This window comes from Kitasatospora sp. NPDC002551 (assembly GCF_040296005.1).
Taxonomy (GTDB): domain Bacteria; phylum Actinomycetota; class Actinomycetes; order Streptomycetales; family Streptomycetaceae; genus Kitasatospora.
Genome location: NZ_JBEOWI010000071.1, coordinates 22,966 through 34,419, shown reverse-complemented (window position 1 = coordinate 34,419; position 11,454 = coordinate 22,966). Strand labels below are relative to the sequence as shown.

14 protein-coding genes and 1 pseudogene are annotated in these 11,454 nt (G+C 73.6%); 14 read left to right on the top strand and 1 reads right to left on the bottom strand.

The annotated features are described in order from the left end of the window. The 14 genes and pseudogenes from ABT093_RS36025 to ABT093_RS35960 all read left to right on the top strand — a co-directional run. Positions 1-234, top strand: a pseudogene (locus ABT093_RS36025) (hypothetical protein); the annotation flags it as partial. A 12-nt stretch (positions 235-246) separates the two neighbouring features. Then, the gene (locus ABT093_RS36020) at positions 247-549 is read left to right on the top strand and encodes a hypothetical protein (RefSeq protein ID WP_350571503.1); all 303 of its coding nucleotides are present in this window, start codon (positions 247-249) and stop codon (positions 547-549) included. Between the two features lie 2 nt (positions 550-551). Then, positions 552-1,148 carry a phage gp6-like head-tail connector protein gene (locus tag ABT093_RS36015; protein ID WP_350571502.1) on the top strand — a complete coding sequence of 199 codons (597 nt, stop codon included), beginning with the start codon at positions 552-554 and terminating at the stop codon, positions 1,146-1,148. An 18-nt stretch (positions 1,149-1,166) separates the two neighbouring features. Further along, entirely contained in the window at positions 1,167-1,616 is a 450-nt protein-coding gene (locus tag ABT093_RS36010; protein ID WP_350571500.1) for a hypothetical protein, read from the top strand. Beyond that, positions 1,616-2,347: a hypothetical protein gene (locus ABT093_RS36005; RefSeq protein WP_350571498.1), complete on the top strand. Its 732-nt coding sequence runs from the start codon at positions 1,616-1,618 to the stop codon at positions 2,345-2,347. Before ABT093_RS36010 ends, ABT093_RS36005 begins: the two co-directional genes overlap by 1 nt. A gap of 15 nt (positions 2,348-2,362) precedes the next feature. Next, positions 2,363-2,773 carry a phage tail protein gene (locus ABT093_RS36000; protein ID WP_350571497.1) on the top strand — a complete coding sequence of 137 codons (411 nt, stop codon included), beginning with the start codon at positions 2,363-2,365 and terminating at the stop codon, positions 2,771-2,773. Continuing rightward, positions 2,773-3,273 carry a hypothetical protein gene (locus ABT093_RS35995; protein WP_350571496.1) on the top strand — a complete coding sequence of 167 codons (501 nt, stop codon included), beginning with the start codon at positions 2,773-2,775 and terminating at the stop codon, positions 3,271-3,273. Before ABT093_RS36000 ends, ABT093_RS35995 begins: the two co-directional genes overlap by 1 nt. A gap of 13 nt (positions 3,274-3,286) precedes the next feature. After that, complete coding sequence (locus tag ABT093_RS35990; RefSeq protein WP_350571494.1) at positions 3,287-3,691, top strand: hypothetical protein; 405 nt, start codon at positions 3,287-3,289, stop codon at positions 3,689-3,691. 160 nt (positions 3,692-3,851) lie between these two features. Further along, the gene (locus ABT093_RS35985; RefSeq protein WP_350571493.1) at positions 3,852-5,765 is read left to right on the top strand and encodes a phage tail tape measure protein; all 1,914 of its coding nucleotides are present in this window, start codon (positions 3,852-3,854) and stop codon (positions 5,763-5,765) included. 16 nt (positions 5,766-5,781) lie between these two features. Beyond that, complete coding sequence (locus ABT093_RS35980) at positions 5,782-8,508, top strand: hypothetical protein (protein WP_350571492.1); 2,727 nt, start codon at positions 5,782-5,784, stop codon at positions 8,506-8,508. Between the two features lie 7 nt (positions 8,509-8,515). Next, the gene (locus ABT093_RS35975) at positions 8,516-9,049 is read left to right on the top strand and encodes a hypothetical protein (protein ID WP_350571491.1); all 534 of its coding nucleotides are present in this window, start codon (positions 8,516-8,518) and stop codon (positions 9,047-9,049) included. Between the two features lie 70 nt (positions 9,050-9,119). Beyond that, positions 9,120-10,205, top strand: a complete 1,086-nt coding sequence (locus tag ABT093_RS35970) for a peptidoglycan-binding protein (protein ID WP_350571489.1) — start codon at positions 9,120-9,122, stop codon at positions 10,203-10,205. 14 nt (positions 10,206-10,219) lie between these two features. Then, on the top strand, positions 10,220-10,468 hold the full coding sequence (locus tag ABT093_RS35965; protein WP_350571487.1) for a hypothetical protein: 249 nt from the start codon (positions 10,220-10,222) through the stop codon (positions 10,466-10,468). Then, a complete protein-coding gene (locus tag ABT093_RS35960) occupies positions 10,465-10,854 on the top strand; it encodes a hypothetical protein (RefSeq protein ID WP_350571486.1) in 390 nt (129 codons plus the stop codon). The genes ABT093_RS35965 and ABT093_RS35960 overlap by 4 nt, the downstream gene beginning before the upstream one ends. Positions 10,855-10,915: 61 nt before the next feature. Here ABT093_RS35960 and ABT093_RS35955 read toward each other — a convergent pair whose 3' ends face one another. Continuing rightward, positions 10,916-11,419 (bottom strand): hypothetical protein, encoded by a 504-nt coding sequence (locus ABT093_RS35955; RefSeq protein ID WP_350571484.1) that lies wholly within the window; start codon positions 11,417-11,419, stop codon positions 10,916-10,918. Positions 11,420-11,454: the final 35 nt, after the last annotated feature.

The following is an 11,454-nucleotide window of genomic DNA, read 5'->3' as shown; positions in this document are numbered from 1 at the left end:
CACTGCACCGCCGCCACCGGCACCACTCCCACCCTCGACGTCGCTCTGGAGGAGTCCGCCGACGGCGCCACCTGGACGGCCGTGGCGGGCGGCGCCGCCGCGCAGCTCACCGCCGCCGGAAACCGCACCGCGTTCGCGACGGTCACCAAGAACTTCGTCCGGGTCGCCGCCACGATCGGCGGCACCACCCCCAGCTTCACCTTCTCCGCCGCCGTCTACGTTCTGCCGAACTGAGGAGTCCCCGCCATGACCGACGATCGGATGATCGCCGCCCTGCGCCGCGAGCGCGACGGCTACGAGCGGCGGGGCCTGGACGACCGCGTCGCCCAGGTCGACGAGCAGCTCATCCAGCTCGGCTACGAGCCCGACGCCGAGCCCCTCACCCCGCCCGCCGCCGACGGCCAGGCCCCCGCCGGCCGCACCGCCGACAGCGGCCAGCAGACCGCCGCCCAGCCTGGTCCCGCCGAGAGCACCGCGTCGCCCGTCGAGGCCAAGCGCGGCCGCGGCGGAGCCCGGTCCGGCGCGGGCGGCGGCAGTGCGAGGGGCTGAGCGTGGCCCACGAGTACGCCGACCTCGCCACGGTCAAGGCGATGCTGAACCTGGCGGACGCCGACGCGACCTCGGACGCGCTGCTCACCCAGGCCCTCGGGGCCGCGAGCCGCGGCATCGAGCGTCTCACCGGCCGTCGGTTCTGGCTCGACCCGGCGCCGGTCCAGCGCGTCTACAGCCTCACCGGGCGCGTGGCCGCCGACGCCGACGGCGACCGCCTGGTCGTCGACGACATCGGCGGCCTCGACGGCCTGGTCGTCGAGATCGGCAGCGGTGCCACCTGGAGCCCGGTCACGGGCTACCTCACCGCGCCCGACAACGCTCACCTCGACGGCGCCCCGGTCACCTCCCTGGTCCTGCCCACCGGACGCTGGGGCGGGCACGGCACCCGCGTGCGGGTCACCGCCCGCTTCGGCTGGCCCGCCGTCCCCGACGAAGTCGCCCAGGCCACCCAGATCCAGGCCCTTCGCCTGTACCGGCGCAAGGACTCCCCGGACGGCGTCACCGGCTCCGCCGAGTGGGGCGTCGTGCGGCTGTCCAGGGTCGACCCGGACGTCGCCGCGCTGGTCGAGCGCCTCCAACTGCCCGGCATGGGCTGACCCGAGAGGAGCGCCCCGATGCAGATTGCCGAGGTCCGCGCGGCCATCGCCGACGCCGCCCGCACCGTGCAGCTTCCGGACGGCACCCGCAAGCTCACCGCCACCGGCTACACCCCCGACGCGGTCAGCGAGCCGCACTTCTTCACCGGCGAGGTCGCCGTCGACTTCGACAAGACCATGGGGCGCGGGCTCGACGAGCTGGAGATCACCTGCCGCGTCCTGGTCGGCCGCGCCGACGACCGCGCTGCCCAGCGACTGCTCGACGCCCTGCTGTCCGGGGCCGGCCCGGCCAGCCTCAAGCGGGCGATCGAGGCGGCCCGCGGCGCCCCGGGCGAGCACGCCCTCGGCGGCCTGGCCGACGACCTTCGGGTGGAGAGGGTCCAGGGCTACCGCTGGTACGAGCACGCCGGTGTCCAGTACGTCGGCGCCGAGATGATCATTCGCGTCTTCGGCGACGGGAGGACCTGATGGGCACCCAAGTTCTCACCGACGTCCGCCTGTTCACCGGCGGCGCCGACCTCACCAGCGCCTCCAACAAGGTGGAGTTGTCCTCCGAGGTGGAGGAGAAGGACCGCACCACCTACGGCACCGGCGGCTGGAAGCGGGTCCAGGGCGGCCTCGGCTCCAGCAAGGTCAGCGGCGAGGGCTTCTGGGAGGCCGGCGATCCGGGCCTCATCGATGACGCCGCCTGGGCGCAGCTCGGCGGCGTCGGCCCCTGGACGATCTGCCCGCACCTTGCGACCGTCGGCTCCCTCGCCTACATCACCCAGGCGCTGCGTGCCGACTACACCCTCGGTGGGCAGGTCGGCGACCTCGCTCCCTGGAGCAGCAGCGGGTCCGGCAGCGGGCTGACCGCGCGCGGGCAGATCGCCCACCCGCCCGGCACCGCCCGCGCCAGCAGCGGCGCTGGCACCGCCCTCCAGCTCGGTGCCGTCCCGGACGGCCGCGCCCTCTACGCCGCGCTGCACGTCCTCTCGGCGGCCGGCACCACCCCGTCCCTCACCGTCAGGGTCGAGTCCGACGACAGCGCCGCCTTCGCCGACCCGACCACCCGGGCCACGTTCACCGCCGCGACCGGCCTCGACGGCCAGGCCCTCACCGTCGCGGGCCCGGTCACCGACACCTGGTGGCGCGTCGCCTGGACGGTGGCCGGCACCACCCCCAGCTTCACCTTCGTCGCCGCCCTCGGCCTCGCCTGAGAAGGAGCCCCCGTCATGCCCACCATGGTCCTCACCGGCGAGTACGTCAGCGTCGCCGGCAACACCCTCAGCGAGTACGCGCGGAAAGCCGAACTCACCGTCGAGGTGGAGGAGAAGGACGTCACCACGTACACCGCGCTCGGCTGGAAGGTCCTCATCGGCGGCCTCAAGTCCGGCTCCCTCGCCCTCGACCTGCTCAACGACTTCGCCGCCGGGAAGCTCGACAGCATCATGTGGCCGCTGCTCGGGCAGGTCGTCGCCTTCGAGGTCCGCCCCACCCAGGCCGTCGTCTCCGCCGCTAACCCGAAGTACACCGGGGAGGTGCTGGTGAAGGAGTGGCAGCCGATCTCCGGCAGCGTCGGTGACGAGGCCAGCGTCGGCGTCACCTACCCCACCTCCGGCGCGGTCGTCCGCGCCACCGCCTGATGGCTGGCCGCAACCCGGTCGACGTCAGCGTCTCCCTGGAGGGGTTCGACGCGCTCTCGGCCGCCCTGCGTGCCGAGGAGGACGGTAAGCAGCTGCGCAAGGACCTCGCGAAGGGCATGCGCGACGCGCTCAAGCCCGCCTCGGACCAGGCCAAGAGCGGCATCATGTCGATGTCCGCCGCGATGACCGAGGCGCCCGCGCTGCGCTCGGCGATCGCCAAGAAGATCCGCCCCGAGGTGAAGTTGGGCGGGCGCTGGTCCGGAGCCCGCGTCAAGGCCCGCAAGACCCCCGGCATCCGCGGCTTCGCCAACGCGGCCAAGCGCACCCAGGCCGCCGGCGGCTGGAGAGTGCAGATCTTCGGCCGCGGCACCTGGCGCACCCAGCAGGGCAAGACGGACTGGTTCGACCGGGCCATGGACCCCGGCAGCCCCCGCTACCGCCAGGCCGTCCACGAAGCCATGGAAGCAATGGCCCGGCGGATCGCCGACCGGGCCCGATAGGAGACACCCACCCATGTACCTCGTCTACCAGCCCGAGGGCAGCGACGAACCCCGCCGCTTCCTGTACCAGCCCACCAAGCTGATGAGCGTCGAGCGGGAAAAGCTGGAGAAGCTCACGGGCAGGAACTTCTCGGCGTTCACCCAGGACGTCGTGATGGGCAGCAGCCTGTGCCGCCGGGCGCTGCTGTTCATCTTCCTCAAGCGCGAACACCCCACGACCCGGTTCGAGGACGTCGACTTTGCGTGGGACGAGCTGCGCCTGGAGCACTCGAAGGCGGAACTCGCGGTGATCCGCGCCGAGGCCGCCGAGCACGCCCCGGCCGACCAGCGGGACGCCGTCCTCGCGCAGCTCGACAAGGACATCGCCGAGGCCTATGAGGAGCCCGGGGGAAAAGCGCTGCCGCCGATCGCCGGCTGAGGCGACTCGGCGACGCCGCACACCTGCTCGGCGTCCGCCCCTGGGAGTGGCAGCTGCTCACCGTCGAGGAGGCGGAGCAGCTGCACGCCTGGCTCGACGCCTACGAGAAGCAGATCACCGAGGCCTCGGAGGCCGCGAACCGCAGAAGGTGAGGTGACCCGTGGCGTCGGACACCTCACTCGTGTTCAACCTGGTCGCCAAGGACCAGGCGTCCGAGACGCTCGGGCGGATGAAGGAGAAGCTGTCCACGGCGGCCGCTGGCATCTCCGCAGGCGTCGCCGGGGCGCTCGGCGTCGGCGTCGCCAGCGCCCTCGACATGTCCGCCGCCAGCAGCAAGTTGCAGGCGCAGCTCGGCGTCGGGGCCGAGCGCGCCGCCGAGCTGTCGAAGGTGTCCGCCAACGTCTACAAGCAGGCATGGGGCGAGTCGACGGCGGATGTCTCCGAGGCCATCAAGGGGGTCGTGCAGAACATCGGCGGTGACGCGGCGACCACCGGCCTGGAGAAGATCACCACCAAGGCGCTGGCCCTCGCGAAAACTTTCGACATCGATGTCGCCGGAAGCACGGCGGCCGCCGGGCAGTTCCTGCGCACCGGCTTGGCCAAGGACGCGGACGAGGCGTTCGACATCATCACCAAGGCGATGCAGTCCGGTGTCGACAAGTCCGGGGACCTGATCGACACCGTCGGCGAGTACTCGACGCAGTTCCGCCAGCTCGGCCTCGACGGACACGCGGCCGCCGGCCTGCTCGCCCAGGGCCTCAAGGCGGGTGCTCGCGACGCCGACGTTGTGGCCGACTCGCTGAAGGAGTTCACGCTGATCGCCCAGGCGGGCGACAAGGCCACGGCGGAGGCGTTCGCGAAGATCGGTCTGTCCGGCAAGGAGATGCAGAAGGTCTTCGTCACCGGCGGGCCGGCCGCGGCCACCGCGCTGGACCAGGTGTTCGATCGCCTGCGCGCGATGAAGGACCCCGTCGAGCGCAACAACACCGCGCTCGCCTTGTTCGGGACGAAGAGCGAGGACGTCCAGAAAGCGTTGCTGGCGCTCGACCCGTCCTCGGCGAAGGCCGCCCTCGGTGAAGTCGCCGGCGCGGCCGACCAGATGGCCAAGACCGTCAGCGACAACCCGGCGGCGGCGATCGAGCGGTTCAAGCGCGAGGCCACCGTCAAGCTCGCCGAGGTCGGCGCCGTCCTGATCTCCTTCGGCCAGGAGCACTCGGCGTGGCTCCAGCCGGTCGCGATCACGCTCGGCGTCATCGCCGGCGCGATCCTGCTGGTCCAGGGCGCCACGATGGCATGGACCGCAGCCCAGACCGTGTGGACCGGCGTCCAGGCCGTGAGCACCGCAGCCCAGTGGGCGTGGAACGCGGCGATGGCGGCGAACCCCGTCGGGCTGATCATCATCGCGGTCGTCGCCCTGGTCGCCGCCGTCGTGCTGCTGTGGCAGCGGTCCGAGACGTTCCGCGACATCGTGACCGGCGCCTGGCGCGTCGTCTGGTCCGGCATCAAGTTCGTGTGGGACTGGGTCTCCCAGAACTGGCCGTTGCTGCTCGGGATCCTGACCGGGCCGATCGGCTGGGCGGTCCTGGCGATCACCCGCAACTGGGACAGCATCAAGGCCGGCGCCTCCATGGTGCTGGACTTCCTGACCAGCCTGCCGGGCAAGGTCGGCGCCGGATTCGCCGCCCTCGGCGAGATCCTCGTCGCGCCCTTCCGCTGGGGCTTCAACCAGATCGGGTCGCTGTGGAACCGAACGGCCGGGCGACTGTCGTTCACCCTGCCGTCGTGGATCCCGGGCGTCGGCGGCCAGGGCTTCTCCATGCCCAAAATCCCGATGCTCGCCCAGGGCGGGCACATCACCGGCGCCGGCACCGTGCTGGTCGGCGAGGCCGGGCCCGAGCTGCTCAGCCTGCCCGGCGGCGCGACCGTCACCCCGCTGTCCCGCGCCGCCGCCGGCGGGGGCGGCACGGTGCGGGTCGTCATCGACGTCACCGGCGCCGACACCGAGATGCGCCGCATGCTGCGCAACATGGTCCGCCTCGACGGCGGCGGCTCCGTCCAGAAGGCCTTCACGTAGACAGGAGGGGAGCAGCGTGGCTTTCCCCGGCACACCGCTCGGCGTCCAGGTCGAACTCCAGGTCGGCGGCACCTGGACGGACGTCACCGCCGACGCGTACCTGCGCGACCCGATCAGCATCGAGCGCGGCCGCGGGGACGAGGGCTCGCGCATCGACCCCGGCAAGTGCCCCATCAGCCTGGACAACCGCTCGGGGAAGTACTCGCCGCGCAACGCCGCGGGCCCGTACCACGGGCTCATCGGGCGCAACACCCCGGTCCGGGTGACGGTCGCCGATCCGGCCCTGCCGACCTACCTCGACCTGCCGGGCCCGGGCAGTTACGCCTCCACCCCCGACACCGCCGCCCTCGACCTCACCGCGGATCTCGACGTCCGCATCGATCTCACACTGCCCGCCACCCAGACGGGCATCGTCGAGATCGCCGCCAAGTACAGCGTGGCCGGCGGCCAGCGGTCGTGGCAGCTCACCCTCCAGGACGACGTCCCGACGCTGCGCTGGTCGGTGGACGGGACCGCGGTGATCGACCGCACCGCCACCCTGCCGCTGCCGCTGCCCGCCTCCGGCCGCCTCGCCCTGCGGGCCGCCCTCGACGCCGACAACGGCAGCGGCGCGCACACGGTCACCTTCTGGACCGCGCCGACGATCGCCGGCCCCTGGGCGCAGCTCGGCGACGTCGTCACCGCCACCGGCACGACGAGCATCTACGCCTCCACCGCGCCCCTGACCGTCGGAGACAACCCCGGCCAGACCGTCGTCCCGCCGGTCGGCCACATCCACGCGTTCCAACTCCGCGGCGCCGGCGGCGCCCTGGTCGCCGCGCCGGACTTCACCGCGCTCGCGCCCGGCACCACCAACTGGACCGACGCGGCCGGCCGCGCCTGGACCCTCGCAGGCGGCGCGACGATCCCGCCCCGGCGCTCCGTACGGTTCACCGGCGAGGCCTCGGCATGGTCGCCGCGCCGCGACACCTCCGGCCGGGACCGGTGGGTGCCCATCGAAGCGGCCGGCATCAAGCGCAGGCTCGGGCAGGGCAAGGACCCGCTCGCCTCGACGCTGCGCCGATCCCTCAGCGCGGCCAGCCCGGTCGCGTACTGGCCGATGGAGGACGCCCGCGGCTCCTCCCAGGCGTTCTCACCGATCCCCGGCTGCCCGCCGCTGGTGGCGACCGGGCTGGAGTTCGCCGCCGGCGACGGGCCGACCGGCTCGCTGCCGCTGCCCCGGGTCAGCCACGGCGCGACCATCAGCGCCCCCGTTCCCAACAGCACCGCGCTGGCCGCCGGCTGGCGCGTCGAGATGGTCTACAACCTCCCCGAGCTGCCCGCCGCCGCGGCGTTCCCGCCCGTGCTGCGCATCGCCTCGACCGGCACGGCGGTGCAGTGGTTCGTGGCGATCGACGAGGCGTTCGTCACCGTGTTCGCACTCGATGCCAACGGTGGGATCGTCACCAACACCGGCACGGCGCCCGCCGGGCACGCCTCGGGCGGGTGGGCGCGGCTCCAGCTGGACGTGTGGGACGACGGCACCGGCACGGCCTGGGAGCTGCGGTTCTTCCTCATCGGCTCGAACGCCCTCGGATCCGTGTGGAACACCCACGCGGGCCCGCCCGGCGTCCCGCTGGCCGTGGACACGCTGTTCGACGAGGCGCTCGGCGACATGCAGCTCGGCCACCTCAGCGTCATGCCCACCGGCGCGGGCGATGCCTATGGCCACGCCGACAACGGCTACGAGGGCGACCGGCCGGTGCAACGGCTGGGCCGGCTGTGCGCGGAGGAGAGCGTGCCGCTCACCAGCATCGGCCTGGTCGACCCGCAGATCGCTCTCGGGCCGCAGCAGGCCGCGCCGCTGCTCGACCTCCTGGAGGAGGCCGGCGAGGTCGACGGCGGCTACCTCACCGAGAGCCGGACCGCGGCCGCGCTGCACTACCGGCCCGCCTACCTCAGCTACAACCAGCAGCCCACCCTCGTCCTCGACTACGCGACCGGCGACGTCGCGCCGCCGCTGGAGCCGGTCGACGACGACCAGAGCACCCGCAACGACGTCACGGTGACGCGCAGGGGCGGCAGCTCGGCGCGGGCGGTCGCGGAGGAGGGGCCGCTGTCCGTCCAGGCCCCGCCCGCCGGGATCGGCCGCTACCCGGACGACCCCGAGCTGAACCTCTACCAAGACACCCAGCTCGACGACGTGGCGGGGTGGCGGCTGCACCTCGGCACCTGGGACGCCGCCCGCTACCGGCGGGTGCGCGTCGACCTCGCGGCCTGCCCGCACCTCATCGCGGCGGCCAGCGCCGTCGAGGTCGGCGACCTGATCCGCATCATCAACCTCCCGCCCGAGGACGGGCCCACGACCGTCGACCTCATCGCCCAGGGCTCCACCGAGACCCTCAGCGCCTACGACTGGGCGATCGAGTTCAACACCACCCCGGCCGGGCCCTGGTCCGTCGCGGTGACAGACGACCTGGTCCTCGCCAGCGCGGACACCGCCGCCAGCACCCTCGCCGCCGGCGCCACGGCCACCGCCACCACCCTGTCCATCGCCACCACCAGCGGCCCGCTCTGGTCGACCGCCCCGGCGGACTACCCGCTCGACCTCGACATCGCCGGAGAGCGGGTCACGGTCACCGCCATGGCCGGCGCCACCAGCCCGCAGACCGCCACCGTCACCCGCTCCGTCAACTCCGTGGTCAAGGCCCAGCTCGCCGGCGCCACGGTGCGGCTGTGGCAGCCCGCGATCACCGCCCTGTAGGAGACCCGTGACCACCTTCCCGCCGTGGGCCGCCGGCCAGCGCATCACCGGCGCCGCCCTGCGCGCCGGCCTGCCCGACTGGACCAGCAAGCCCATCGACGAGCCCAGGACGTCCACCACGACGCTCCAGGCCGACCTCCACCTCACCCTGCCCCTGCCCGCCGCCGGGGTCTACACCTTCGACGCGCAGCTGTTCATCGGCGCGGGAGACAGCGCCGCCGACCTCAAGCTGGCGCTCAACTTTCCGGCTGCATCGACCTGCCACTTCGGCGTGCTGGGCGCCCACCCCGGCTCGCTCACCAGCGGCACCTCCGGCTCGGGCGAGTACTTCGCGATGCGCAACGCCCAGCCCTCCGGGGCCGGTTCGACGTACCTGTCCGTCGCGGTCTCGTCGGGCGCGCCGACCTGGGCCCACGTCGAGGGCATCCTCACCACCCCGGCCGCCGGCGCCCTGACCCTCGTCTGGGCGCAGGTCACCTCCTCCGCCACCGCGACGAAGCTGCTGGCCGGGTCCCATCTGGAGCTGCGCCGCCGCGCCTGACCGCCCCACCAACCACCCGCCCCCGCGCCGCCCCGGCCCGGGGGCTTCCCCATGCCTGGAGGAACCCGTCATGAAGTTCATCAGCCGCGCCGAGTGGGGCGCCCGGGCGGCCCACAACGGCCACCCCGCGGTGCCCACCAACCGGGGCGTCAAGGTCCACTACCTCGGCGGCCCGTACGACGCCGGCGAGCACGGCACCTGCGCCGCCTACATGCGCAAGGTCCAGAACAGCCACATGGACGGCAACGGCTGGTCGGACTTCGCGTACAACCTCGCCGTCTGCGAGCACGGCTGGGTCTTCGAGGGCCGCGGCCGCAACGCGCAGAACGCGGCCAACGGCAACACCACGCTCAACCGCGACCACTTCGCGGTGCTCGCCTTCGTCGGCGACAGCGGCCACACCGCCCCGACCGCCGAGCAGGTGGCCGGACTGCGGGACGCCATCGCCTACCTGCGCGCCAACGGCGCCGGCCGGGAGATCCGCGGCCACCGCGACGGCTACGCCACCGACTGCCCCGGCGGGCCGCTCTACCACCTGGTCACCTCCGGCGCGCTGGAGCCGGACACCGCGCCGCCTGGCCCGGCGCCCGACCAGCCGGCCGAGCCGACACCGGCCCGCTACCGGACGACCATCAACGGCCTGGAGTACGGCTACGGCGCGCACGGCCCCCAGGTCCGCGAGGTCGGCGAGGCCCTAGTCCGCAACGGCTTCGGCCAGCACTACCAGTCCGGCCCGGACGAGGACTGGCGCGACGCCGACACCCTCAACTACCAGCAGTACCAGCAGCACCTCGGATACGGCGGCCAGGACGCCGACGGCGTACCCGGCGAGGTCACGCTCCAGATACTCCTCGGCCGGATCCCCGGACAGCCCGCCGTCTCCCTCGCCCACGTCGTCCAGGCGGCGCGCACCGACCCCGGCGCCGCCCAGGGCCACCAGACCCACGCCGCCGAGGCGCAGCTGGTGGAGCAGGCCCTGGCGGACGAGGGGTTCCTGGAGCAGCACTGGGTGGACGGCTCGTTCGGCACCCGCACCATCGCCGCGTACGCCGCCTTCCAGCGCACCCTCGGCTACACCGGCGCCGACGCCGACGGCATCCCCGGCCGCCGCTCCCTGGAGCGCCTCGGCATCGGCCGATTCACCGTCACCAACTGACCTGGGAGGTCACCATGTTCCGCATCCGCGTGCCCCGCTTCGCCATCGACCTCGCCGAGCGCACCGCCGCCACCTACGCGGAGTCCGTGATCGGCCTCCTCCTGGTCGGCGGCATCACCGGGCTGTCCAGCCTCCAGGCCGCGGCCGTCGCCGGGATCCCCGCCGGCCTCACCGTCATCAAGGGCGCGCTGGGCAAGTTCCTCGGCCACCCGGAGACGGCCTCGCTGCTGCCGGCCCGGTCCGACCCGGCGAGCCGCCCGTGACCAGCCCGCTCTCCGGCGCCGACCCGCCGACGGACCCACAGGCCGCGCTCACCGCGCTCGCCGTCGCCCTGGCCGACCTGCGCGGCGATGTCGGCACCGGCCTGGCCGGCATCCGGGGCGACGTCGGCACCGGATTCGCAGAGGTGCGCGGCGTCCTGGACGTCCTGAGGCAGTCCGACAGCCACACCGGCCAGACGCTCACCGACCACACCGCCACCCTCGCCGACCACGAACGGCGGCTGGTCGACGGGGAGCGGGCCCGCGCCGGCGCCGAGGAAGTACGCACGCACGACCGACGCCGGGTGGCGATGGTGTCCGCGGTCGTCGGCATCGCCGCAGGCGTCCTGACCGCACTCGTGACGGCCCTGGCCCTCATTCGCCCCTGACCCACGAAGCGCCCCCCGCCCCGGCCATGCCGGAGCGGGGGGCGCTTCGTCGTGCCCGGGGTCAGTACGTCGGGCAGATGTGCGCGCGCACCGCCGCCAGGATCTTGGCGCTCTTCTCCGGCCCGAACCCCTGCGGGTGCTGCGCCGAGGTGAAGCGCTGGCCAGCTAGCTCGACGAGCTTCGTCTGGTCGCTCGGATACTGAGCCACCGACCGGCACTGGTCCCGGCCGCGGCTGACCGCCCGGTCCGGCTTGTCTCCGACGATCTCGGGGTCGATGGCCGTGAGGGCCGCGATGTACTTGGCCTGCGTGGCGGCGTCCGGCTTCGGTGGGATCCCGGCCGGCGCGGTCGCCGCCGGCGCGGCCGCCGTCCCGGTCGCCGCCGGCACCTGGGTGGTCGTGGCAGCCTCCGACGCAGCTGCGGCCGGCGGCGCGCTCGGCTGCGCGGCCGCCGAGGTAGCCGGCGCCTTCGTGTCGGTGGTCGTCGCCGAGCTGGAGCAGGCGGTCAGCCCGGCGGCGAGCAGGGCGGCCGCCGCGAGGGCGACGGCGGTGGTACGAGTGCGCATCGGATCCCCTGGAGAACGGAGGTAGTCCGGGCGAC

What these genes read in the sequence shown, in the direction of transcription:
- ABT093_RS36020 (WP_350571503.1), top strand. Translation starts at nt 247, where the DNA reads ATGACCGACGATCGGATGATCGCCGCCCTGCGCCGCGAGCGCGACGGC.
- ABT093_RS36010 (WP_350571500.1), top strand. Translation starts at nt 1,167, where the DNA reads ATGCAGATTGCCGAGGTCCGCGCGGCCATCGCCGACGCCGCCCGCACC.
- ABT093_RS36005 (WP_350571498.1), top strand. Translation starts at nt 1,616, where the DNA reads ATGGGCACCCAAGTTCTCACCGACGTCCGCCTGTTCACCGGCGGCGCC.
- ABT093_RS36000 (WP_350571497.1), top strand. Translation starts at nt 2,363, where the DNA reads ATGCCCACCATGGTCCTCACCGGCGAGTACGTCAGCGTCGCCGGCAAC.
- ABT093_RS35995 (WP_350571496.1), top strand. Translation starts at nt 2,773, where the DNA reads ATGGCTGGCCGCAACCCGGTCGACGTCAGCGTCTCCCTGGAGGGGTTC.
- ABT093_RS35990 (WP_350571494.1), top strand. Translation starts at nt 3,287, where the DNA reads ATGTACCTCGTCTACCAGCCCGAGGGCAGCGACGAACCCCGCCGCTTC.
- ABT093_RS35970 (WP_350571489.1), top strand. Translation starts at nt 9,120, where the DNA reads ATGAAGTTCATCAGCCGCGCCGAGTGGGGCGCCCGGGCGGCCCACAAC.
- ABT093_RS35965 (WP_350571487.1), top strand. Translation starts at nt 10,220, where the DNA reads ATGTTCCGCATCCGCGTGCCCCGCTTCGCCATCGACCTCGCCGAGCGC.
- ABT093_RS35955 (WP_350571484.1), bottom strand. Translation starts at nt 11,419, where the DNA reads ATGCGCACTCGTACCACCGCCGTCGCCCTCGCGGCGGCCGCCCTGCTC.